The organism is Plantactinospora sp. WMMB782 (genome assembly GCF_049179135.1).
Taxonomy (GTDB): Bacteria; Actinomycetota; Actinomycetes; order Mycobacteriales; family Micromonosporaceae; genus Plantactinospora.
This window is the reverse complement of the sequence record NZ_JBMHMC010000007.1, coordinates 3,662,400-3,684,254: the sequence shown is the minus strand read 5'-3', so window position 1 is coordinate 3,684,254 and position 21,855 is coordinate 3,662,400. Positions and strand designations below refer to the sequence as shown.

22 protein-coding genes and 1 pseudogene are annotated in these 21,855 nt (G+C 70.7%); 10 read left to right on the top strand and 13 right to left on the bottom strand.

Annotation, left to right across the window (positions count from 1 at the left end):
• Positions 1-70: 70 nt before the first annotated feature.
• The 3 genes from ACN28A_RS18935 (at position 71) to ACN28A_RS18925 (ending at position 2,083) form a co-directional block, all read left to right on the top strand.
• Positions 71-661, top strand: coding sequence for a GtrA family protein (locus ACN28A_RS18935; RefSeq protein WP_421396859.1), 591 nt, complete (start codon positions 71-73; stop codon positions 659-661).
• Positions 662-722: 61 nt separating this feature from the next.
• On the top strand, positions 723-1,586 hold the full coding sequence (locus ACN28A_RS18930) for a GtrA family protein (RefSeq protein WP_421396858.1): 864 nt from the start codon (positions 723-725) through the stop codon (positions 1,584-1,586).
• A complete protein-coding gene (locus ACN28A_RS18925; RefSeq protein WP_421396857.1) occupies positions 1,583-2,083 on the top strand; it encodes a MaoC/PaaZ C-terminal domain-containing protein in 501 nt (166 codons plus the stop codon). Before ACN28A_RS18930 ends, ACN28A_RS18925 begins: the two co-directional genes overlap by 4 nt.
• Before the next feature lie 94 nt (positions 2,084-2,177).
• On the opposite strand, the gene ACN28A_RS18920 is transcribed toward ACN28A_RS18925, so the two are convergent.
• Complete coding sequence (locus ACN28A_RS18920) at positions 2,178-2,780, bottom strand: PH domain-containing protein (protein WP_421396856.1); 603 nt, start codon at positions 2,778-2,780, stop codon at positions 2,178-2,180.
• Positions 2,781-3,025: 245 nt separating this feature from the next.
• Positions 3,026-4,099: a biotin--[acetyl-CoA-carboxylase] ligase gene (locus tag ACN28A_RS18915; RefSeq protein ID WP_421396855.1), complete on the bottom strand. Its 1,074-nt coding sequence runs from the start codon at positions 4,097-4,099 to the stop codon at positions 3,026-3,028.
• A 192-nt stretch (positions 4,100-4,291) separates the two neighbouring features.
• Between ACN28A_RS18915 and ACN28A_RS18910 the strand changes: the two genes are divergently transcribed.
• A complete protein-coding gene (locus ACN28A_RS18910; RefSeq protein WP_421396854.1) occupies positions 4,292-5,884 on the top strand; it encodes an acyl-CoA carboxylase subunit beta in 1,593 nt (530 codons plus the stop codon).
• A gap of 114 nt (positions 5,885-5,998) precedes the next feature.
• On the opposite strand, the gene ACN28A_RS18905 is transcribed toward ACN28A_RS18910, so the two are convergent.
• The 3 genes from ACN28A_RS18905 to ACN28A_RS18895 all read right to left on the bottom strand — a co-directional run bounded on the left by ACN28A_RS18905 (position 5,999) and on the right by ACN28A_RS18895 (position 7,892).
• The gene (locus ACN28A_RS18905) at positions 5,999-6,925 is read right to left on the bottom strand and encodes a hypothetical protein (RefSeq protein ID WP_421396853.1); all 927 of its coding nucleotides are present in this window, start codon (positions 6,923-6,925) and stop codon (positions 5,999-6,001) included.
• On the bottom strand, positions 6,918-7,427 hold the full coding sequence (locus ACN28A_RS18900) for a SigE family RNA polymerase sigma factor (RefSeq protein ID WP_421396852.1): 510 nt from the start codon (positions 7,425-7,427) through the stop codon (positions 6,918-6,920). The genes ACN28A_RS18905 and ACN28A_RS18900 overlap by 8 nt, the downstream gene beginning before the upstream one ends.
• A gap of 102 nt (positions 7,428-7,529) precedes the next feature.
• A complete protein-coding gene (locus tag ACN28A_RS18895) occupies positions 7,530-7,892 on the bottom strand; it encodes a MerR family transcriptional regulator (protein ID WP_421396851.1) in 363 nt (120 codons plus the stop codon).
• Between the two features lie 161 nt (positions 7,893-8,053).
• Between ACN28A_RS18895 and ACN28A_RS18890 the strand changes: the two genes are divergently transcribed.
• Positions 8,054-8,845 (top strand): alpha/beta fold hydrolase, encoded by a 792-nt coding sequence (locus tag ACN28A_RS18890; RefSeq protein WP_421396850.1) that lies wholly within the window; start codon positions 8,054-8,056, stop codon positions 8,843-8,845.
• A gap of 87 nt (positions 8,846-8,932) precedes the next feature.
• Here the strand turns inward: ACN28A_RS18890 and ACN28A_RS18885 are convergent, their stop codons facing one another.
• The 5 genes and pseudogenes from ACN28A_RS18885 to ACN28A_RS18865 all read right to left on the bottom strand — a co-directional run.
• On the bottom strand, positions 8,933-9,973 hold the full coding sequence (locus ACN28A_RS18885; RefSeq protein WP_421396849.1) for a ketopantoate reductase family protein: 1,041 nt from the start codon (positions 9,971-9,973) through the stop codon (positions 8,933-8,935).
• 81 nt (positions 9,974-10,054) lie between these two features.
• Positions 10,055-10,795, bottom strand: a complete 741-nt coding sequence (locus ACN28A_RS18880) for a M50 family metallopeptidase (RefSeq protein WP_421396848.1) — start codon at positions 10,793-10,795, stop codon at positions 10,055-10,057.
• Between the two features lie 43 nt (positions 10,796-10,838).
• Positions 10,839-10,997 carry a GntR family transcriptional regulator gene (locus tag ACN28A_RS18875; protein WP_421396847.1) on the bottom strand — a complete coding sequence of 53 codons (159 nt, stop codon included), beginning with the start codon at positions 10,995-10,997 and terminating at the stop codon, positions 10,839-10,841.
• A gap of 156 nt (positions 10,998-11,153) precedes the next feature.
• Positions 11,154-11,414, bottom strand: coding sequence for a hypothetical protein (locus ACN28A_RS18870; protein WP_421396846.1), 261 nt, complete (start codon positions 11,412-11,414; stop codon positions 11,154-11,156).
• A 1,487-nt stretch (positions 11,415-12,901) separates the two neighbouring features.
• Positions 12,902-13,894, bottom strand: a pseudogene (locus ACN28A_RS18865) (serine/threonine-protein kinase); the annotation flags it as partial.
• Positions 13,895-13,986: 92 nt separating this feature from the next.
• On the opposite strand from ACN28A_RS18865, the gene ACN28A_RS18860 reads away from it, so the two are divergent.
• From ACN28A_RS18860 to ACN28A_RS18840, 5 genes are all read left to right on the top strand, one after another.
• Positions 13,987-14,214, top strand: a complete 228-nt coding sequence (locus ACN28A_RS18860; RefSeq protein ID WP_421396845.1) for an acyl-CoA carboxylase subunit epsilon — start codon at positions 13,987-13,989, stop codon at positions 14,212-14,214.
• A gap of 101 nt (positions 14,215-14,315) precedes the next feature.
• Positions 14,316-14,780 carry a hypothetical protein gene (locus tag ACN28A_RS18855; RefSeq protein ID WP_421396844.1) on the top strand — a complete coding sequence of 155 codons (465 nt, stop codon included), beginning with the start codon at positions 14,316-14,318 and terminating at the stop codon, positions 14,778-14,780.
• Between the two features lie 1,377 nt (positions 14,781-16,157).
• On the top strand, positions 16,158-17,309 hold the full coding sequence (gene mycP / locus ACN28A_RS18850; protein WP_421396843.1) for a type VII secretion-associated serine protease mycosin: 1,152 nt from the start codon (positions 16,158-16,160) through the stop codon (positions 17,307-17,309).
• Positions 17,310-17,376: 67 nt separating this feature from the next.
• Positions 17,377-18,084, top strand: a complete 708-nt coding sequence (locus ACN28A_RS18845; protein ID WP_421396842.1) for a Maf family protein — start codon at positions 17,377-17,379, stop codon at positions 18,082-18,084.
• Positions 18,085-18,289: 205 nt separating this feature from the next.
• Positions 18,290-18,943, top strand: a complete 654-nt coding sequence (locus ACN28A_RS18840; RefSeq protein ID WP_421396841.1) for an O-methyltransferase — start codon at positions 18,290-18,292, stop codon at positions 18,941-18,943.
• 100 nt (positions 18,944-19,043) lie between these two features.
• On the opposite strand, the gene ACN28A_RS18835 is transcribed toward ACN28A_RS18840, so the two are convergent.
• The 3 genes from ACN28A_RS18835 to ACN28A_RS18825 all read right to left on the bottom strand — a co-directional run bounded on the left by ACN28A_RS18835 (position 19,044) and on the right by ACN28A_RS18825 (position 21,698).
• A complete protein-coding gene (locus ACN28A_RS18835; protein WP_421396840.1) occupies positions 19,044-19,799 on the bottom strand; it encodes an ABC transporter permease in 756 nt (251 codons plus the stop codon).
• Between the two features lie 35 nt (positions 19,800-19,834).
• Entirely contained in the window at positions 19,835-20,794 is a 960-nt protein-coding gene (locus tag ACN28A_RS18830; RefSeq protein WP_421396839.1) for an ATP-binding cassette domain-containing protein, read from the bottom strand.
• 124 nt (positions 20,795-20,918) lie between these two features.
• Positions 20,919-21,698 carry a PadR family transcriptional regulator gene (locus ACN28A_RS18825; RefSeq protein WP_421396838.1) on the bottom strand — a complete coding sequence of 260 codons (780 nt, stop codon included), beginning with the start codon at positions 21,696-21,698 and terminating at the stop codon, positions 20,919-20,921.
• Positions 21,699-21,855 lie beyond the last annotated feature (157 nt).

Genomic DNA, 21,855 nt, shown 5'->3' with positions numbered 1-21,855 from the left:
CCGGCGGGCCGGCCGGGCGGAGACGCGGCGTCCGCGCCGGATCGCTGGCCACGCGACCGCGAGTCGCCGGTTGCGGCCCGTGGGGTCGGGCGGCAACCGGTACGCTCGAGCCGTGTCCTCGACCGCCACCGGCGAACAGCCCTCAGCGCCGGGCACCCGTCGCGGCTTGATTCGCACCCTTCTGGACCGTTTCGGGCACCTGATCCATGAGCTGGGCAAGTTCGGCACGGTCGGCGCGGTGGCCTTCGTGGTCGACCTGGTGCTGTTCAACTTCGCCAACGCGAGCCTCGGCTGGGAGACCCTCACCGCGAAGACGTTCTCCACGGTCATCGCCGCCACCGTCGCGTTCGTCGGCAACCGGTTCTGGACCTGGCGCCACCGGGAACGCTCCGGGATGGCCCGGGAGTACTCGCTCTACTTCTTCTTCAACGCGGTCGGCCTCGGCATCGGGCTCGCTTGCCTGGCCATCAGCCACTACGGGCTCGGCAGCATCTGGCCGGGCGTGTTCAAGTCGCTGTTGGCCGACAACATCGCGGCCAACTTCGTCGGCGCCGCCATGGGCACGTTCTTCCGGTTCTGGTCGTACCGTCGGTTCGTCTTCGTCGGCCCCGCCGCCGCCGACGCGCCGGACGTGATCACCCAGAGTCACAAGAGGCAGTGACCGGCGACCCACCCCGTCCGGCCGGCGCACCCTGCGGCCGCATCTGCCCTAAGGTGGTCGAATGCGTTTCGTCCGTCTGTTGCCCGAGCGCTGGGAGAAGTTCCTGCGTGAGGTGCTGAAATTCGGTGCCGTCGGAGGTTTGAACTTCGTCGTCAACTACGCGGTGTTCAACGCGCTGGCGCTCACCGTGTTCTCCGACGGGCAGCTGAAGGCGAACGTCATCGCCACGGTCGTTGCCACCATCTCGTCCTATCTGATGAATCGGCACTGGACCTACCGGGACCGGCCGAAGTCGGCGATGCGCCGCGAATACACGCTCTTCTTCCTCTTCAACGGAGCCGGACTGGTCATCGAGTTGGGCGTACTGGCGCTGGCCAAGTACGGGTTCGGGATCAGTGGCCTGCTGGCGCTGAACGTCGCCAAGACGGTCGGTGTCGGGCTGGCCACCGTCTTCCGGTTCTGGTCCTACCGCACCTTCGTCTTCCGGAAGTCGCTGGGCACGGCGTTCGGGCCGGGCGGGTCGCCGGGCACGGCGCCGGGAATGCCGCCGGGCACGGCGCCCGCAGGGCCGTCCGGGAACGGTGCGGTGCGCAAGAAGAGCGGATCCGGGTCGGAGGCGGAACCGGACGGCGAGCTGCTGGCCGAACTCGACCCGGTCGCCGAACTCGCCGAGGCGGTCAGCGAACTGTCCGGAGGCGAAACCCCCGGCGACCGGGCCGCAACTCCGGACAGCCGGGCCGCGAGCCCGGACAGCCAGGGTAGGGGCGGCGAGGCCGGGAGCCGGGTCGCCGGTGCGGCCGGCGGCTCTGCCGCGCCGCTGGAGGTCCAGTTCGCCGAGACCCTCGACGCCGCCCTGGAGACCGAACTCGCCGCCGAACTGAACGCCGCTCCGGGGCGTTCGTCAGCCCGCGAAGCGGCGCGGTGAGCCGCTCGGGCACCGGCGCGCCCGCCGAACTGTTCTTCGAGGACCTGACGCCCGGCCGATCGTTCGACCTCGGTGTCACCGTCGTGGACGGGCGGGAGATGGTCGACTTCGCCAGGCGCTTCGACCCGCAGTGGTACCACGTGGACGAGGAACTCGCCCGGCGCAGCCATCACGGCGGGCTGATCGCCAGCGGCTTCTTCACGGTCAGCCTGTTCATGCGCGCCTATGTCGACCACGTGCTGGCGCGGGCGGCCGGGGACGCCTCGCCGGGGCTGGAGGAGCTGCGCTGGCTCGCCCCGGTGCGCGCAGGTGACCGGCTGGCGACCCGGCTGACCGTACTCGGCAGCAAGCCCTCGGTCGCCCGGCCCGGCTTCGGCACCGTCACACTGACCGCCAGCATGGACCGGCTGGACGTCCAGGGCCGGCCGGAACGCGAGGTGTTGCGTACCCGCTTCCGGGGTTGGTTCCTCATGCGGGAGCCGGCGGCACCGGGCTGATCCGCCCCGGGCCGGCGGGTCCTGGGTCCGGAAAGGGCCCCTGGCCGGCCGACCACGGGCGGGTGGCGGCAGGGGCCCTTCGGTGTGCTACTTCCTACTTCGTCCGCTCGCGCATTGGGCGCTGCTTCGTCTGCTCGCGCAGCGGCTTGCCCTCGGTCACGTCCGCCATGATCTCCCGCATCTCGTCGTCACCGAGCGAGTGCTTGTCGTGGTTGGCCTCGACGATCTCGTAGAGCATGGTCTGCACCCGCTCCACGCCCGGGATGTCCGCCAGCACCGACTGGCCCCGCTCGCCGGCCGACTCGATGGTCAACGTGCCGCAGCCGAGCAGGCGTTCGAGGAACTTCTGGTTCATCGAGTGGTCGTTGATCCGGCCGAGCGGGATGTCCCGACGGTCGCGGGAGAAGACGCCCTTCTGCAGGAGTACCCGCTCGTTCGTGAACAGGTAGTGCGTGGTGCGCCAGACCAGGTACGGCCAGACGCCCAGCCAGACCGCGAGTACCAGCGCGACCGCTGCGATCACGTAGCCGAGCACGGTGCCCGCGCCGCCCGCCGGCAGCAGCAGCACGAAGCCGGCGACCACGGCGGCGACGGCCAGTACCAGCACCACAACCGGGCGGATCAACGCCTTCCAGTGCGGGTGTAGGTGCGCTACGACATGCTCGTCCGATGTGAGCACGTCCTCCGGGAAAGCCACCCCATCCTCCTCGTCCAGATCCGTCTGTCCGCGGTGACCGTAACGGTTTCCCGCCACCCCGGCGGTATCCGGTATCGACTCTTCACCGAGTTTCCCGGGCGGCGGGACGACGCACGTTTCCCGGCGGCGGGACGACGGACGTTTCCCGGCGGCGGGACGACGGGCCGGCCAGACGACAGACCGGCCAGACGACAGACCGGCCCGGTGGCACCGGGCGGGGATCGGGGCGACGGTATCGAGACGGTTCAGCGCAGGTGCAGGACGTCGCCGGCCGCGATGCGGTGTTCGCCGTCGGCCGTGGCAGTGGTGAGCAGCAGTTGCCCGTCCGCGTCGATCGTGCGGGCGGTGCCGACCAGTTCGTCTCCGGCCGGCAGCAGCACCCGTACCTCACGGCCGAGGGTGGCGCAGTTGCGCACGTACGCCTCGTGCAGGCCGCAGGCGAGCGCGTCGCCAGCGGCGGTCCGCCAGCGGGCGTACCAGCGGTCGATTCCGCGCAACAGCGCCCGCAGCAGCGGGTCGCGGTCGGTGGCCGCCGCACCGGCCAGTTGCAGGGAGGTCGCGGGCAGCCCGGTCGGGTTGGCCGGCAGCTCGTCGGCGCGCAGGGTCACGTTCACACCCAGGCCGAGCACCACCGCCGGGGCGGCCTCGCCGGGCCCGGCCACCCCTTCGGCCAGGATCCCGGCGGTTTTCGCCTCGCCACCCGTCCTGCTTCGCCCCGCCCCGTCCGGTGAGGGGCCGGCGGGAAGTCCACCCCGCTCGTCGGCCGGGCCCGACCCGGGTCGTCCGGCGGGACCGGCACTGCCCAGGTCGGACCCGGGCCCTGCCGGAGCACGGGCGCTGCCCGGGTCGGACCCGGGTCCCGCAGGCGAACGGGCGCTGCCCGGGTCGGGCCAGACCAGCAGGTCGTTCGGCCACTTCAGGGCGGAGTCCAGCTCGGCCAGCAGATCGACCGCCTCCACCAGCGCCACGCCGGCCAGCAGCGGCAGCCAGCCGTACCGGGACGGTGGCACCGCCGGCCAGTTCCGGTCCGGCCGGGCCGTCCCGGGCCGGAGCAGCACGCTGACCGCGAGCCCGGCCCGGGCCGGCGACTCCCAGGTACGCCCACGCCGGCCCCGCCCGGCGGTCTGCCGCTCGGCGACCACGACCAGCCCCTCCGGTTCCCCGGCCCGGGCCGCCTCGGCGGCGTCGGCGTTCGTCGACCCGGTCTCGCCGTGCAGCACCAGCCGGGTCCAGAGACTCTCCGGCGTGATCAGGGCCCGCTGGAGCCGTCGCGCGTCGAGCGGCGGACGGTCCAGGTCGGTGTACGGCGATCCCGGCATCAGGCCAGCGTACGGGCCCGACCGCCAGAAGCCGGACCGACCGGCGGGACGGCTGGTGCGTTGCATGGGCGGGGGTACACCGCGTCGACGGAGCGGTGGTGCGGCACACGCCGCGATCGCGGGACGGTGGTGCGGCACACGCCGCGCCACCGGGTGGTGGCCCAGGGGCCGGCCGTCGTTACGATCGCGGACGTGACTGGGCAGCCGAGCAGCACCGACATCGACCCGCACAGCACCGCCGGCCGGCTGGCGGACCTGGACCGACGGGTGGACGAGGCGGTGCACGCCGGGTCGGCCCGGGCGGTGGAGAAGCAGCACGCCCGGGGCAAGAAGACCGCCCGGGAACGGATCGAGCTGCTGCTCGACCCGGGTTCCTTCGTCGAGCTGGACGAGTTGGCCCGGCACCGCTCGACCAACTTCGGGCTGGACCGCACCCGCCCGTACGGGGACGGCGTGGTGACCGGGTACGGCACCGTCGACGGCCGGCAGGTCTGCGTCTTCGCCCAGGACTTCACCGTCTTCGGCGGCTCCCTCGGCGAGGTCTTCGGCGAGAAGATCGTCAAGGTGATGGATCTGGCCATGAAGATCGGCTGCCCGGTGGTCGGCATCAACGACTCCGGCGGCGCCCGGATCCAGGAGGGCGTGGTCAGCCTCGGCCTCTACGGCGAGATCTTCTTCCGCAACGTCCGCGCCTCCGGGGTGATCCCGCAGATCTCCCTGGTGATGGGACCCTGCGCGGGCGGTGCGGTCTACTCCCCGGCGGTCACCGACTTCACCGTGATGGTGGACCAGACCTCGCACATGTTCATCACCGGGCCGGACGTGATCAAGACGGTCACCGGTGAGGACGTCGCGATGGAGGAACTGGGCGGGGCGCGTACCCACAACACCCGCAGCGGCAACGCGCACTATCTCGCCGCCGACGAGGACGACGCGATCGACTACGTCAGGGCGCTGCTGTCGTACCTGCCGAGCAACAACCTGGACGAGGCGCCGGTCTTCGACGCGCCGGCCGAACTGGCGGTCACCGACGCCGACCGGGAGCTGGACACCCTGATCCCGGACTCGGCGAACCAGCCGTACGACATCCGCCAGGTGATCGAGCACGTCCTCGACGACGGCGAGTTCCTGGAGGTCCAGCCGCTCTACGCGCAGAACATCGTGGTCGGCTTCGGCCGGGTCGAGGGGCGCCCGGTCGGGGTGGTGGCGAACCAGCCGATGCACTTCGCCGGCTGCCTGGACATCGCGGCCTCGGAGAAGGCGGCCCGGTTCGTCCGCACCTGCGACGCGTTCAACATCCCGGTGCTCACCTTCGTGGACGTACCCGGCTTCCTGCCCGGCACCGGCCAGGAGTGGGACGGCATCATCCGGCGCGGCGCCAAGCTGATCTACGCGTACGCCGAGGCGACCGTCCCGAAGGTCACCGTGATCACCCGGAAGGCGTACGGCGGGGCGTACGACGTGATGGGTTCCAAGCATCTCGGCGCGGACCTCAACTTCGCCTGGCCGACCGCGCAGATCGCGGTGATGGGGGCCCAGGGGGCGGTGAACATCCTCTACCGCAGCGAGCTGGCCGCCGCCGATGACCCGGCCGCCGTCCGGGCCGAGAAGATCCGGGAGTACGAGGACACCCTCGCCAATCCCTACGTGGCGGCCGAACGCGGCTACGTCGACTCGGTGATCCGGCCGGCGGAGACCAGGAGCCAACTCGTCCGGGCGCTGCGGATCCTGCGCACGAAGCGGGAGGCGCTGCCGGCCAAGAAACACGGCAACATCCCTCTCTGACCTCCGATGCCCAGCACGGGCCGCGCGAGATACCGGCCCCGCCGGCACGGGCCGCGCCAGGTACCGGCCTCGCCGGCGCGGGGCTCGCCAGGTACCGGCCTCGCCCGCGCGGGCTCAGCAGCGCGGGTTGGCGGCCGTGCAGAGCCGGGCGGCGGCGGCCCGGAGCAGCGCCCGGCCCCGCTCCGGATCCGCCGCCTCGTCGGCCCGGTCCACCCTGGCGACCAGGTCGGCGACCCGGACCACCCCGACCAGCCGATTGGCCGGACCGTCCACCACCGTCGAGTCGTCCTGCCGGCGGATCGTCGTCTGCCAGTCCAGCAGCACCGACTCGTCCCCGGCGAAGCCCTCGGCCAGCACCCGCCAGCGGTGCACCGCGGCCACCGCCAGCCGCTCGCCGTCGATCTCGATCGCGCCCGCCGAGACGTACTCGGCGCAGAGGTCGGGGACGGCCCGGGCGTCCGCGAAGACCTGCCGGGCCGCCTCGGGAACGAGCCGGAAAACCTCCTCGTGTACGACCGCGGCCCCGCTGAGCGGGTCACCGGGCACGGTCGGCGGCTGCTGCACGGTGTGCCGACGGGTCATCAGGGCCAGCCCGACGTAACGGGTGCGGGTGGCGTATCCGGAGCAGCTGAGCGGCACGGTCGGATCCATCACCTGCACCGCCTCGTCCGGCCGTACCTCCACCCGGTCGACCACCAGTCCCGGCCCGACCTCCTCCGGTTGCAGCAGCGCCGACAGCGGGATCTCGACCCGGTCCGGCGGCGACGGTGCCGGAGTCGGAGAGCCGGCCGGCTGCGGTGCCGCGACCGGCGACGGCAGCGGACCGTACCGCCCGACGGTCACGATCGAGCCGATCGCGACCACGGCGACCACGGCGACAGTCCCGACCACCGACCGGATCCGGTTGCGGCGCCGGCCCCGGGCCCGGATCTCCGCAGGCGCGAGCCAGCACACCGCGGCGGTCTCCCGGCCGACCTGCTCGGCCAGTCCCGCCCCGGTCGGGGAGCTCGTCGGAACCCCGCCGGGCAGCTGATCAGGCATCGGTGGCCCCCTCCAGATCTGTGACCGTCAACAGCCCGGCCAGCGCGGCCCGGCCCCGGGCGAGCCTTGCCTTCACGGTGCCGACGGGCGCACCGGTCTCCCGGGCCACCTCGGCGACCGGCATGCCGAGCAGGTAGTACAGGGCGATGGCGGTACGTTGCTCCTCCGGCAGCCGGCGCAGCGCGGCCACCACCTCCACCGTCTCGGTACCCGGTGCCGGGGTGTCGGCCAGCACCCCGTGTCGCAGGTAAGCCCGGGCCCGGCTGCGCAGGCTGCGCCAGCGACTGATCGCCACCCGCACCGCCACCACCCGCACCCAGGCTTCCGGATCGGTGTACCCGCGCACCGCCGACCAGCGCTGCCACGCCCGGATGTACGCCTCCTGCACCGCGTCCTGGGCCTCGGACAGGTCACCGGTCAACAGATAGACGTACCCGAGCAGCCGTTGCCGGCTCCCCCGGTAGAACTCGTCGAAGTCGTCAACCTCGTCGACGTCGGGCACCTGCACCTCCCCTGGCGGACATAGCAATCACGCCTGGGCACCGGGGTGCGGTTGCCGCCGTCCCCTGGAATCGTCGAATCCACTCCCCGGTCGGTCCGCCGATCAGTCGCCGCTGGACGGGCCCGCCGCGATCACGGTGTCGAGAATGCTCCGGGACGCCCGCAGCTCGTCGATCGCCACCGTCATCCGGTCGCGCTCCCGCCGGAGCTGGTCGACCAGGTCGGGGCAGACCGGGACGAGGTGCTGGTCGTCCCCGCGTACGCAGGGCAGGATCTGGGCGATCGTGGCGGTGTTGAGTCCGGCGGCGAGCAGCCGACGGATCCGCCGTACCGTCTCGACGTCCGCTTCGGCGTAGACCCGGTAGCCGCTCGGCAGACGGCGAGGTACGAGCAGTCCCTGCTGCTCGTAGTAGCGCAGTAGCCGTTCGCTCACCCCGGTCCGCCGGACCATCTCCCCGATGCGCATGGCAACCGCACCTCCGCTGTGAGCCCTACCTCGCCGCATTGACCCTGACATCAGTGTCAGAGTCTAACTTCGCTACCGAACGGGTCGCGGTTCCGACCCGTCGACGAGGGCCGGGAGGCCCTCGCCAGTCCGTACGCCTGCTACCGGAAGGAACTCGGGCCATGTCGGCACCACTTCGCTCCGCACCACCGCTCGCGCGCGTCGTGCGCGGTTCCGGACCCGGCCTGCTGCTCGCGCACGGTGCCGGTGGCAGCATCCAGGCCAACTTCGGGCCGGTCCTGGACGGCCTGGCCGAGGTCCACACGGTAGTCGGCCCCGACCTTCCCGGAGCGGGACACACCCCGCGCTCACCCGAGTCTCTCGACCTCGACCGGCTGGCGGACGACCTCGTCACCGCCGCCGTCGAGGAAGGACTCGACGCCTTCGCGGTCGCCGGCTTCTCGATGGGCACCGCGCTCGCCGTCCGCGCCACCACCCGGCACCCCGAACGCGTCACGGCGCTCACCCTCACCGCCGGCTTCGCCCGGCCGAATCCGCGGTTCCGGCTCGCCGTACGGCTCTGGCGCGAGCTGCTGGCCGCAGGTGAGATCGACCGGCTCGCCGGATATCTCTCGCTGCTCGCCGTCGGCGCACCCGCGCTCGACACGCTCGCCCAGAGCGACCTCGACGCCTCGCTGTCCGCCACGGCCGCCGCCACCTCACCCGGCACCCTCGACCACCTCGACCTGCTCGACCGGATCGACGTGCTCGACGAACTCGCCGGAATCACGGTACCGACGCTGGTGATCTCGACAACCCGCGACAGCCTGGTCACGCCCTACCTGCACCGGCAACTCGCCGACGCGATCCCCGGCGCACGGTACGCGGAGATCGCGACCGGCCACCTGCCGTTCGTCGAGCGGCCGGACGAGTGGCTGGCTCTCCAGCGTGGCTTCCTCGACAGCGTCCGTTAGCAGGCCCGGCAGACCCCAGTGGCCGCCGGGGCCGTCTTCCAGCCGGGACCGTACTTTCAGCCCGGACCACCTACCGGCCGAAGCCGCTCACGGCTGCGGTTGCCGGGCGGTCAGCTCCGCGACCGGGAACTCTCCGGCCGGGATGCGTTCGCGTACCGCCCGGCGCATCGCCCGCTGCACCGCCGCGTTGGCCGGAGTCGGCACCCCGTGCAGCCGGCCGAGCAGCACGATCTCGCCGTTGAGATAGTCCGTCTCCACCGAACCGGCGTTCCGGGCCAGGCTCTGCCAGGTCGAGCTGCCCTGCCGGGGCTGCCCGGCGACCGGCGCCGATTCCACCCGGTCGCCCCGCTCGGCGGCCTCCTCCGGCCGCGAGGTGTACCCGATCCCGGCCGCGTCCAGCACCGCCTCGCCCTCGGCGACCACCGCCGAGAGCAGTTCGGCCACCCGGCCGTTCCCGGACCCGCCCGCCCCACCGTCGCCGAGACCGAAGAGCGCCTGTACGCCGTTGCCGAGGTTGCGCAGCAGCTTGCCGTACTTCCAGCGCATCACGTCGTCGCGTACCGGGGCGAGCAGCCGGGCCGCCGTCAGGTCGGCGCTGACCTCGTGCGCGAGGTCGTCGGATCCGTGCGGAAAGGCGCCGAGGTGCAGCATTCCCGAGTACGGGTGCCCGCTGGCCACCACCCGGCCCGGTTCCAGATGGGTCGCCGGCATCCAGACACAGACCGGATAGACGCGCTCGAAGATCCGGGCGGCGGCGCGTTCGTTCGCCACCCCGTTCTGCGCGGTCAGCAGCGGCAGCCGCTCGGCTGCCGTACCGCCGCCCCGGACGGGCAGGTCCGCCCAGCCGCGCAGTGCCGCCTCGGTGTCCTGGGACTTCACCGTCAACACCAGCACGGTGTCCGGAGTCAGCAGCAGGTCGGCGATGCCGGAGTCGGCTGACGCGGGATCACCGACGGCGGGGAGCCGGCCGACGTACCCGCCGTCCGGGGTGTCCAGAGCCAGCCCGTGCGCCCGGATCGCGGCCAGGTGTGCACCGCGGGCCACCAGGGTCACGTGCAGGCCGGCCTCGCCCAGCCGTACGCCGATGGTCCCGCCGACCGCACCGGCACCGATGATCACGTAACGCATCCGTCCCCGCTTCCCTCGCCGCCCGTCGCCGTCGTCGTCGCCGTCGTCGCCTGGTCCCGGTTTCCCCGTCGGCCCCGTCGGTCAGAACGGCAGGTCGGCGGAGTTCAGTATCGGGCCGGTGAGCAGGGCGGCGCCGGCCAGCAGTGCGATCAGGTTGACCGCACCGAAGACCCCGACCCAGACCAGCCCGGGTACCCGGGTCAGCCAGGCGAGCTGGTCCGCGTCCGACTGCGGCAGTTGACCCCGCCGGCGTTGGGTCTGGAGTTCGCCGACCGGCCGTACGCCGCCGAGCAGCAGGAACCACACCCCGGTGTACGCGAACGCGGCCTGCACCTGCGGTGACGCCATCACGGAGACCCCGAGCACGACTCCGGTGGTGACCACGATCGAGATGATGCCGAAGACGTTGCGGATCATCACGAGCATGGCGAGCAGCAGGGCGACCGCGACCCAGAGCAGCAGGGTGATCCGGTTCCCGCCGAGTACCCAGGCACCGGCCAACCCGACCAGCGAGGGCGCCAGATAGCCGACCAGCAGGGTGAAAATCATCCCGGGGCCGGTCGGCCGGCCCGCCGAAAGGGTCAGGCCAGAGGTGTCCGAGTGCAGCCGGATGCCCTGGAGACGGCGTCCGGTGAGTACGGCCGCGAGCGCGTGCCCGCCCTCGTGCGCGATGGTGATGGCGTTGCGCCCGACCCGCCAGGGCACCCGGGTGAGCACCACGGCCAAGGCGACCAGCCCGGTGACCAGGACCAGCAGCGGGGGTGGGTCCGGCTGTGCCCCGAAGAGCCTGTCCCAGAGATCTGTCACGCCGTCCACTGACATCCGAGCGAGCCTAGCTCACGTCCCCGCAGCCCAGCGGGGGCCTTCACTCTTCGCTTTCGACGACGAAGACGCCCAGCCCGGGGTGGCCCTGCACGAGGCCCTTCGCCTTGAGCCAGTTCACCGCCCCACGCACGACGGTGATGGAGACGCCGTACTGCGCACGCAGCTCCGCCGTGCTCGGCAACTGGTCTCGGCACGACATCGCCGAGGTGGCCCGGCGGCTGAACCCCCGCTGGCCCGGCCCCTGAGACGAGTTAGCGGCAGCGGGACCTGTCATCACCTTCCGGTCGATAACTGATCCGGCTGCCGCTATCGTCGTCGCCTCGGGTTGGCGTCGTTGCCCCGAGTTGCGCCGAGGCTAGCGGAGCTGACCCACAGAACCAGCCCGCGCCCGAGCCGTCGCCGGTACGGCCACCCGGGCCGGCACCACAGCCCGGTTCAGTACGCCTCGCCGCAGCAGGAACCAGGCGCCGACCGTGGCAACGGCCACGGTGACGACACTGGCGAGCGCGATCAGCACGACCATTCCGGCACTAGCCACCAGCAGGGCGAGGTCGCCGATCGCGACCAGCATCCACAGGGCGATGCTGGGCTTCTTCGCATGATGTCGGGAACGCATCAGTCGTACCTCCTTCCGACGAGATCATCACTACCCCGACGGAGCTGAGGTCATGCCTGTCAACTCTTCGCGGGCCGGAATCCGTCCGCAATGATCTTGAACGTGGCGAGTTCCCGGTCCCAGTCGGCCGCCTCGGTGTCCCAACGGATCGCGTACGCCTTCTTGCTGCTCGTGACGAAGCCCCGGTTGCGGACGTGCATCCGTACCCCGTCCTCGTCGTGCAGCCACTCCCAGTCGGCGGCCTTCAGCCAGTAGTCGACGGCCTCGATCTTCACCAGGTCGTAGTTCCGGTAGTTGCCCCGGCGGGCCCGCTCCTGTTCCCGCCAGTCCGCGACGGGATCGGGCCGAGGATTGTTCGTCTGGTCGATCATCAGGAAGCGGCGGCTGTCCGGGTCGTTGAACTTCACCCGCGGCCCTTCCCGACTGACCGTCCACCCGTTCGGCACAGGTACGGAGAACCCGGTCGGGTCCCGATGGATCTTCCAGCCGGACGGCAGCTGCGGAGTGGACTGGCCAGTCGGCGTCGCCGGCGGCTGCGCCGGCTGGGCGGTGGTCGCCTCCGGCGTGGGCTCCGGCGGCGCGCTGGTGGCGTCCGCGGACGGCGTACCCGCAGGTTGGCTCGTCGGCGCGGAACCGGGAGCCGGCCCCTTCCGCTCCTCGTCCGACCCGCCCTCGCGGACCAGTGGCACGATCACGACGAGCGCGAGCAGAAGCAGCGCCACCAGCCCGCCGAGCAGCCACACCCGGCCGTTGCCGGCCGCCACGGCAGCCAGCGGACCGCGCCGGTCACCCTGGTCGTCGTCGTACCCGTCGACCCGTCCGGCCGGGACCGCCGCCCGGCCCGCCGGTTGCGCGGGCGCCGACTGATCCGCCGGGGCGGCGTCGGCCCTCGGCTGGACAGCCGTCGGCGCCGGATCCGCCCGCACCCCGTCCGCGTCGGTGTTGTCGACCTTTCCGGCCTCGTCCGCCTTGCCAGTTCCGCCAAGCGTTTCCGCCTGTTCGGCCTTGCCCGCACCGTCGACCTTGTCGGCCGCGTCGGCCTCGCCGGCCGTGTCGGCCCCGCCAGTCGCGCCGGCCCCGCCAGCGGCCTCAGTCTTGTCCGCCTGTTCGGCGTCGATGGCCTCGGCTGCCGCGTCTTCCGACTCGCCCGGCACGACGACGACCGTCGGCTCGGCGGGCGGCCGGACGCTGTCTGACTTGGCGGACTTCTCCGGTACCTCGGCTTCGGCCGTCGTCGCCTCGGGTTCCTTCGCCTCGTCCGCCGCCGGCTCACGCTCGGTCGACTGCGCATCCTCGGCCGGCTGTGCAGGCTCGGACGCCGACGTGGGCAGCTTGGTCGTCTCGCCGGCCGGCAGCTTGGTCGTCTCGCCGGCCGACAGCTTGGTGGTCTCACCAGCCGCGGCCCCACCAGCGACGGCCGCCCCGGTCGACGGCGCCGGCAGCTTGGTGGTCTCGGCCGGCGGCGGGCCGGCCGGCAACCTGGTCGTCTCGGCGGCCGGCGGCACCGCCGGGGCGGCGGGCGGCGGGGGCGACGCCGCGGCCGGGGCCGGTCTGGGCGCCGGCAACGGCACGATCCGGGTACGCGGTTCGCCAGGTCCACGCGGGCCATGCGGCCCTGGCCGGCGTACCCCGTCCAGCAGTGAGATTCCTGGGCTACGGCGCCGGCCTGCCGCGCGCCGGAGCAGCCGCTCCGCGACCTCGGCGTTGATCCTGTTCGTGGGGTCCTTCTGCAACAGGCCGGAGAGCACCGCCTTGAGCGGGCCGGCCCGGCGCGACGCCGGTGGCGGTTCGGTGGCCAGGGCCGCCAACGTCGCGATCGCGGACGGCCGGGCGAACGGCGACTGCCCCTCGACAGCGGCGTAGAGCGTCGCGCCGAGCGACCACAGGTCACCCTCCGGCCCGGCGGTGCCGTCCCGGGCCCGCTCCGGCGCGATGTACGCGGGCGACCCCAGCACCAGACCGGTGCGGGTCACGTTCGGGTCCCCTGGCACGGTTGCCAGCCCGAAGTCGGTCAGTACCACCCGACCCTCGTCGCCGAGCAGCACGTTGCCGGGCTTCACGTCCCGGTGCATCACGCCGGCCCGGTGCGCGGACTTCAACGCGCCGAGCACTCCGAGACCGATCTCGGCGGCCCGGGTCGGCGACACCGGCCCGTCACTGGCGAGTACGTCCTGCAACGACCGCGACGGAACGTACTCCATCACGATCCACGGATCACCGTCGGTGCGGAGTACGTCGAAGACCCGGACAACGTTCGCGTGGTTGAGCCGGGCGATCGCCCGCGCCTCCCGGAGCGAGCGTTCGCGCATCTCCCGGCGCTCGTCCTCGGTCAGCCCCGGCGGCGGTACGAGTTCCTTGATCGCGACGTCCCGGTGCAGCACCTCGTCGCGCGCCTTCCAGACCCGACCCATCCCGCCCTGGCCGAGCGGCTCGACAAGTCGGTACCGGTCAGCGATGAGTTGCGGAGGCGCACTAGACACCCGTGGACGGTACCCAACGGCAACAAGAGTCACACCCGCGGCACGCCTATCTGAGACGCTCACCAATCGGTCGAGGACGTACCCTCGATGCCATGGCTGACGAAGAACCGCTGTTCCGGGTGGTCCGAGGTACCCCCACTCCGGAAGAGTTGGCCGCCCTGGTCGGGGCGATCTTCCTCCGTCCGCGACCGACCACATCGGTCCGCCCCAGCGCAGTGTCGACCTGGGCGCGGCTGAGTCGCCCCGGTACCGTTTCCCCGTCCGGCATGCCGGCTCGGAACAGCCGTGACGCCTGGCGGATCTCCGGCCTTCCGCACTGACCCTGCTCCGGTCCGCCCGATGGGTGCCCGACGGGGCTGCCCGCACGGGCTCGTACCCACTAACCTGGTATGGGGCAGTACGTAGCACCTGGGGAGAAGACGTGATACCAGAGGAAGACCTTGGCCCTGCGTGGCTGCGCGACTACGGCGGTGCCATCGAAGCCGACATCCAGCGGATGGAAGAGTTCGCCCAGCAACTGCTGGCCGAGGTCCAGAAGAACTACGTCCCGCACATGGAAGAGGTCCAGGCAGACATCCTGCCCAACATGCCCGACCCGCACGCCGGCTTCGCCGAGTTGGTGTCCTTCTTCGATGCGCACCGAAACGTGCAACAGGACACCTCCAACCTGGTCTGGGACGTAGGCAACGGCACCGGAGGCTTGGCCGTTGCCGCCGAGAAGGTCAGTAAGAACTACGGCCAGGCCGACGCGTTCTCGCGCGCTCGGGTCAGCGACGTCGAGAACGCACTTGATGAGACCGGTGCAGCGGCACCGCCGCCGCCCGGGTCGCAGCCCGGGACCACGCCGCCGGGCAGCACGGAGAACACGGGGAGCCCCAATGCTTGATGACGGAGGCGGGCGGAGCGGCCAGATCTCCGGTACGACCAACTGGACCTCGCACAACGTCAACCAGATTTGGGAACTGCTGGCCAACCAGCAGACGGACACGCACTGGCAGCACGTCAGCGGCTGGCGCAAGACGTCTGAACTCAGCTCGCTCCATCTGGCTCGGATGAAGCTGTACCGGGACAACCTGATCGAGGCGTGGCCGCCGGAGAAGAGCGAGGCTTCGAGGGCATACGTCGCGCGTCTCGACTACCTCATCGAGACAGTGCAGGGCGTCTACGACACGGCCGCCGCCAACCAGCAGACTCTGAGCGGGGTGACCCAGGCAATCTGGGAGTCCCGCAGGAACCTTGAGGACCTCCACCGGCAGTACGTCGCGAAAGAGCAGGCCAAGCAGCAGTACGACGCGGCTCTTCAGGCGAACAACGGCCGCCCGCCTGCCGGGCAGCAGCCGACGACCCAGTCCGACCTCGAAGACCTGAACTGGCGCGCCCGCCACATCATGTACGGCCTGAGCAGCGAACTCGCCACCGCCCAGGTACAACTCCGCAAGCCGCCGGAATACAAAAGGCGCGAACGGGTTGGAGAGGAACCGCCGGACGGTAGCGGCGGGAGCAGCATCATGGGCGGTTCGGCGCCACCGGTTCTGCCGCCGGTCGTGCCCATGCCGGCGGGTGGCGGCGCCAGCTATACGCCCCCGCCAACTCCGACGCCAGCTACCCATACTGTCGTTCCGACTACGACTGCGCCTTCTGCCGGTCCGATCCTCGGTGGCACCGGGCCGATTGCACCCCCCGCCGTGCCGCCGACACCGCCGAGTGTTATCCCCCCGGCGCCACCACCCACCACTGGCCCGCCTACGCCTCCGCTCCCCCCGGGATTGCCCCCTGGGGTTAGGCCGCCCGGGAGCAAGCCACCTGGTTTACCGTCCGGCTATCCCGCGCCATCTTCGATGCCGCCAAGCACTGGACTGAACAAGTCAGGGTTTAACCCTAACGCGGGAACGGCTCCCCGAGCTATGCCACCAGGGGGAATGATCGGCGGTAAGCCAGGGGGAGGCCTGACGCAGCCGGCTTCAGGACCTGTAGGAACTCGCCGAATCAACCCCATCGGCGGCGTGATTGGTGGCGGGAACGGAGCGCCATCGCCGACCGGCGCCGGCCGAGGATCTACTTTTGGAACAAGTCGGCCGGCAGGCACTGGCCAGGCATACGGGTTGGGCTCGGCCGCGCGACCTAGCAATCAAGGCAAGGAAGGCGAAGCCCGGCACTGGGATCCGGACAATCCTTGGGAAACTGACGAGGGAGTCGCCCCGGTCATGATGCCAACTCGTGAGAATCGCCGCATCGACCCGGGTCCGACGATTGGCTCTAGCCGGTGACACGACGCGCTACACGAGCGGCCGCAGCACTTCTTTGTGCTGCGGCCGTGGCCGTTGCGCCCGCCTCACCCGCGCACGCCGATCAAGTCCGCAGAAATCAATGGCATCTGCAATACCTAAGAGCGACCGAGGCACACAAGATCACTCAGGGCAATGGCGTTACTGTCGCAGTTGTCGACACTGGCGTCGACCCTCACCCCGACCTACGCAACAATTTATTGTCTGGAACTGACACCTTTCCCGGGGGACGGGGCACCGGCCGCATTGACAATGATGGACACGGAACGGCTGTGGCGGGAATTATCGCCGCCCATGGCAGATCCAACAACGGCGGAATCCTAGGCATCGCACCTAAGGCCAAGATCCTGCCGATCCGCTATGTTGCACCATCAGGCGCAGACGACGACCCAGGCGATATCGCAAAAGGGATAAACTGGGCCGTCGCGAGAGGCGCGGAGGTAATAAACATTTCATCTACCGCAAGCTCTACCACGAGACTGCGCCAAGCAGTAGAGGCTGCGATTCGCGCGGATGTAGTTGTCGTCGCCGGAGCGGGCAACAGTTCCGGCGGATTTATAGTAGGGTTCCCCGCTGCCTATCAAGGTGTCGTTGCGGTCTCCGCAACGGACCGGAGAGGCAATCATTCAGACGTCTCGGTTACCGGCTCGAAGATCGTTATTGCCGCGCCGGGCGTAGATATCAGTAGCACCCGAGACAACGGAAAATATCAAAGTGGCGACGGAACCTCTTTCTCCACTGCCATCGTCGCTGGAGCGGCTGCGCTCGTACGAAGTAAGTATCCGGACCTCTCGGCGGAGGAGGTTGTACACCGGCTGACGGCTACCGCCGACGACAAGGGTGCGCCGGGCCGGGACGAGGAGTACGGGTACGGCGTACTCAACATCGTCAAGGCGCTGACGGCGGACGTACCTCCACTGGAAGGCGGTGCCAACCCCAGTGCGAGCGCCGCGCCTACTGCCCCCCAGACCGCACCCGCCGGTAACGCAGCCCCGAAACCGGAGGAGAAGTCGAACGTCGGCTCGATGATCCTGATCGGTGTCCTGGTCGCGCTCGTCGTACTCGGTCTGCTGGTCACGCTGCTGGTCGTGTTCCTGCTCCGGCGTCGCCAGCAGCCGTACCGCTCCTGAGGGATGCGACGCGTACACGCGGCCCGATCGTAGGTGACCTTCGACCGGCCGGGTAGCGTTGGCCGGCGTGCGTACGACACCTCGGCTGCGCCTGGTGCTCGCCTCGGCGAGCCCGGCCCGGCGCAAACTCCTACAGGCCGCCGGCATCGAACCGGACGTGCTCGTCAGCGGGGTCGACGAGTCTCAGGTGGACCCGTCCAGCCCGGAGGCGCTGAGCCTCACACTGGCCCAGTTGAAGGCGCGAACGGTCGCCGACCGGATCGCCCCGAGCACCAGCGTGAACGCCGGCAGCACCGGGAGCGAGCCAGCCGACCCGCGCACCCTCGTGCTCGGTTGTGACTCGGTGCTCGCCTTCGACGGGGAGATTCTCGGCAAGCCGGCCGACGCCAAGGAGGCGACCCGCCGCTGGCAGGCAATGCGCGGCAAGAGCGGCGTACTGCACACCGGGCACTGCCTGGTCGACCTGTCCGGTCGGCGGGAGGTGGCCCGGGTTGCCGCCACCGCCGTCCACTTCGCGGAGATCACCGACGACGAGATCGCCGCCTACGTCGCCACGGGCGAGCCGTTGCAGGTGGCGGGGGCGTTCACCATCGACGGTCTGGGCGGCCCGTTCGTCGACCGGGTCGAGGGCGATCCCGGTACCGTGATCGGGCTCTCCCTGCCGCTCTTCCGTAACCTGCTCGGCGAGCTCGATTTGCGGATCACCGACCTCTGGACGGGCCGGGCGGCGACCTCCGCCGGCGACGCCGGGGCGGCCATCGGGACGGCCCACTGAGGCAGTCCCGGCGACGTCCGGCGACGCATCCCGAGAGACCGACCAGCGTCCTACGACACACATCGATTGACCGGCTACCGCCGGCAGATCGACAATCAGCTACCGCAGCAAGAAGACAATCCAGCCTCCGCCGGCAGATCGACAAACCGCCGGCAGATCGACGAACCGGCTACCGTCCGGCGGCATCCTGGCATAGCGTCGAGCGGTGCCGACGAAGTCGATCCTGCTCACCGATGACCTGCACGCCTACCTCCTGGCGCACGGCTCTCCGCCGGACGCCCTGACCCGGGAGCTGATCGACGAGACGCTCTCCCTGCTGCCGGCCGAGGCCGGGATGCAGATCGCTCCGGAGCAGGCCGGGCTGCTCACCTTCCTGACCCGGCTGGTCGACGCCCGGCAGGCGGTCGAGATCGGCACCTTCACCGGGCTCTCGTCGTTGGCCATCGCCCGGGGGCTGCCCGCCGACGGCCGGCTGACCTGCTTCGACATCTCCGAGGAGTACACGGCCGTCGCCCGCCGCTACTGGTCCCGGGCCGGGGTCTCCGACCGGATCGAGCTGCGGATCGGGCCGGCTGCCGAGACCCTGCGGTCGCTGCCCCCGCAGCCGCACCTGGACCTCGCCTTCGTCGACGCCGACAAGCCGGGCTACCCGACCTACTGGGCCGAGCTGGTGCCGAGGATGCGTACCGGTGGGTTGCTCGTGGTGGACAACGTGCTTCGGGGCGGTCGGGTCCTCGCCCCGGAGAGTGTGGCCGACCGGGCGATCGCCGAGTTCAACGAGGCGGTGTTGACGGACGAGCGGGTCGACCTGGTGATGCTGCCGATCGCCGACGGGCTCACCCTGGCCCGCCGTCGCTGACCACCGCCACCACCATCAGCGCCGACGTCCGGCTACGGGCGATTCGGGTACGGGGTGCAGCGGCCGGACGCCGGCTCCACCCCGTACCCGGAAGTAGACGTCAGCGGACGCTGCGGGCGAACTCGCGCGCGGCCCAGCCCACCGCGAGCACCGTGATCACCGCCATCACCGACAGCCCCTGCCAGACGGCGTCGTTGCCGAGGTCACCGGCGAAGAGCGCCCGCGCCCCGTCGACCGCCCAGGAGAACGGGTTCCAGTCGGCGATCCCCTGCAGCCAGCCGGGCGCGAAGCTCAGCGGCAGCAGGATTCCGGAGAGTAGCAGTACCGGTTGGGCGATCGTGTTCATCAGCGGCGCCAGGGCGTCCTCGCTCTTGACCACCAGGGCGATCCCGTACGACAGGGCCGAGGTCATCAGGGCGATCAGGGCCAGCAGCAGGTACGCCAGCAGCAGGTCGCCGATGAAGACCGAGAGCCCGAAGCCGAGCGCCAGCACGGTGATGATGATCGCCTGGGCGATCAGCGACACCACGTCCCGCAGGGAGCGGCCGAGCAGCAGGGCGAGCCGGCTGACCGGGGTGACCCGGGATCGTTCGATCACTCCGGCCCGGAGTTCGGCGATCAGACCGAAGCCCTGGAACAGCCCGCCGAAGATGGCGAGCAGCACCAGCAGGCCGGGCACGAAGATCCGGTACGCCTCCGCGTTGCTCGACGCCTGCAACGCGGGCTTGAGCAGCGGGGCGAAGAGCAGCAGGTACATCACCGGCTGGAAGATGCCGACGAAGAGCCAGACGGGCTGGCGGACCAGCAGCAGGAACTGTCGCTGGAAGATCAACCATGTGTCGCGGGCGAGTTTCATTCGGAGGTCTCCTGTTCGGCGGGCGCGGCGAGCGGTCAGGACTCGCGCAGCGAGCGGCCGGTCTTGGTGAGGAAAACGTCGTCGAGGCTGGGCCGGTGCAGCTCGATCGAACTGAGCGCGATGCCGGCGGCGTCCAGCGCGCGGAGGATCTGCGGCATGTCCCGGGACCCGTCGTTGACATAGAGCCGCAGCACACCGTCGTCGGTGCTCTCCAGCCTGGTGACGTACGGCTCGGGCTCCAGGACCTTGCCGGCGGCTTCCTGGGCCGCGCCCTCGATGGTGACCAGCACCACGTCGCCGGAGATCTCCCGCTTCAGCTCGGCCGGCGTCCCCTCGGCGACTATCTCGCCGTGGTCCATGATGGCGATCCGGTCGCAGAGCGCGTCCGCCTCGTCCAGGTAGTGCGTGGTGATGAAGACGGTCATCCCCTCGGCGCGCAGTCGGCGGATCTCGTCCCACATGTGCGCCCGGCTCTGCGGGTCGAGGCCGGTCGTCGGCTCGTCCAAAAAGACGATCTTCGGCTGGTGGATGATGCCCAGCGCGATGTCGACCCGGCGCCGCTGGCCACCGGAGTAGGTCTTGCACTTGCGGTCGGCGTACTCGGTGAGCTGGAACGCCGCCAGGGCCCGTACGGCGCGCTGCTGCGCCTCGGCCTTGCCGAGGCCGTACATCCGGGCGTGCAGGACGAGTTCCTCCCGGGCCGTCGACTCGTCCCAGGTGCTGCCGCCCTGGGCCACGTAGCCGATCCGTCGGCGCACCTCACCCGGATTGCTCCGCAGGTCGACTCCGGCGATGTTGGCTTCGCCGCCGTCCGGCTCGATGAGTGTGGCGAGCATCCGCAGGGTGGTGGTCTTGCCCGCGCCGTTCGGGCCGAGGAAGCCGAAAATCTCCCCCTCGGCCACCACGAGGTCGACACCGCGAACCGCGTCGACCGACTTCTTCACTCTGCCCTGCCGGGAACGGAACGACTTCCGCAGTCCCTTTGTCTCGATCATTCCTGCTCCTGGTCAGCCGGACCGGCATCCCCACCGGCCCATCCCCCGGGGCACGCCAGAAGGCGCCCACCGCAACGCTTCCGGCAGGCTAACGCGATATAGCGCATCTAGTCAACGTTGATTATTACGCGTCACGCGGCGGCTCGGCGGCGTCCCTGAGGGTGGCGTCGTCCGGCGTACCGGCGCCGCCGGGGTTCGGCGTGCCAGCGTCACCGGGGCTCGGCGTGCCAGCGTCACCGGGGGCCGGCGTGCCAGCGTCACCGGGGTTCGGCGTAGTGCCGCCACCGAAGCCGGTCGCCTCGTTCGCCAGCTTCGCGAACTGCGCCCAGGCGGGCTGCTCGGCGTAGTCCTCCGGCAGGTACGGCACCCCGGCGTCGATCAGGTCGGCGATCCGCTCGCACCAGCCGATCTCCCCCTCGGACCGGGCGATCGAGAGCTGCCACATCCAGGAGACGTGCACCGGCTTGCCCTCCTTCATCCAGCCGGACTCCATCGCCGCCCGCAGACTGTCGTTCACCGCCCGCAGCAGCCTGGCCCGGTTGCGCAGCGCCGCCGAAGCCTCCTCGCGGGGCAGCGCGGGCAGGAAGGAGAAGGCCGCGAAGAACGGGTCGACCACCTCGCCGAGGTTCCACCAGACGCCTCTGAGCAGATTCTGGAACTCGTCCTCGCCGACCGGCGTGATCTCGTACGTGATCCGGGCCGGGCGGGCGCCCACCTGCTCGGTGGCCACCTCGCGCAGCAACCCCTCCTCGGTCAACTTGCGCAGCGCGTGGTAGATCGAACCGGGCTGGACGTTCGCCCACTTGTCCGCGCTCCAGCTCAGCAGCTCGCGACGTACGTCATAGCCGTGCACCGGTTGCATCCAGCGGACCAGGCCGAGAATCATCATTCGGGTAGCTGACACACCAGAAGCGTAATAACCAAAATTGACTATCGACCAACGCCGTCCCGTGGCCGACCGGCGAGAAGTTCCGGAGCCGGGCCGAGCCGGCCGAGGGTCCCCGCCCGTCGGGGCGCCGGTCGGGTTCGTTGACAATGTCCCTGGCAGCGTCCCTGGCGGT

What these genes read in the sequence shown, in the direction of transcription:
- ACN28A_RS18875 (WP_421396847.1), bottom strand. Translation starts at nt 10,997, where the DNA reads ATGTCGTGCCGAGACCAGTTGCCGAGCACGGCGGAGCTGCGTGCGCAG.
- ACN28A_RS18870 (WP_421396846.1), bottom strand. Translation starts at nt 11,414, where the DNA reads ATGCGTTCCCGACATCATGCGAAGAAGCCCAGCATCGCCCTGTGGATG.
- ACN28A_RS18860 (WP_421396845.1), top strand. Translation starts at nt 13,987, where the DNA reads ATGGCTGACGAAGAACCGCTGTTCCGGGTGGTCCGAGGTACCCCCACT.
- ACN28A_RS18830 (WP_421396839.1), bottom strand. Translation starts at nt 20,794, where the DNA reads ATGATCGAGACAAAGGGACTGCGGAAGTCGTTCCGTTCCCGGCAGGGC.
- ACN28A_RS18905 (WP_421396853.1), bottom strand. Translation starts at nt 6,925, where the DNA reads ATGCCTGATCAGCTGCCCGGCGGGGTTCCGACGAGCTCCCCGACCGGG.
- ACN28A_RS18880 (WP_421396848.1), bottom strand. Translation starts at nt 10,795, where the DNA reads ATGTCAGTGGACGGCGTGACAGATCTCTGGGACAGGCTCTTCGGGGCA.
- ACN28A_RS18895 (WP_421396851.1), bottom strand. Translation starts at nt 7,892, where the DNA reads ATGCGCATCGGGGAGATGGTCCGGCGGACCGGGGTGAGCGAACGGCTA.
- ACN28A_RS18930 (WP_421396858.1), top strand. Translation starts at nt 723, where the DNA reads ATGCGTTTCGTCCGTCTGTTGCCCGAGCGCTGGGAGAAGTTCCTGCGT.
- ACN28A_RS18835 (WP_421396840.1), bottom strand. Translation starts at nt 19,799, where the DNA reads ATGAAACTCGCCCGCGACACATGGTTGATCTTCCAGCGACAGTTCCTG.
- ACN28A_RS18885 (WP_421396849.1), bottom strand. Translation starts at nt 9,973, where the DNA reads ATGCGTTACGTGATCATCGGTGCCGGTGCGGTCGGCGGGACCATCGGC.
- ACN28A_RS18890 (WP_421396850.1), top strand. Translation starts at nt 8,054, where the DNA reads ATGTCGGCACCACTTCGCTCCGCACCACCGCTCGCGCGCGTCGTGCGC.
- ACN28A_RS18915 (WP_421396855.1), bottom strand. Translation starts at nt 4,099, where the DNA reads ATGCCGGGATCGCCGTACACCGACCTGGACCGTCCGCCGCTCGACGCG.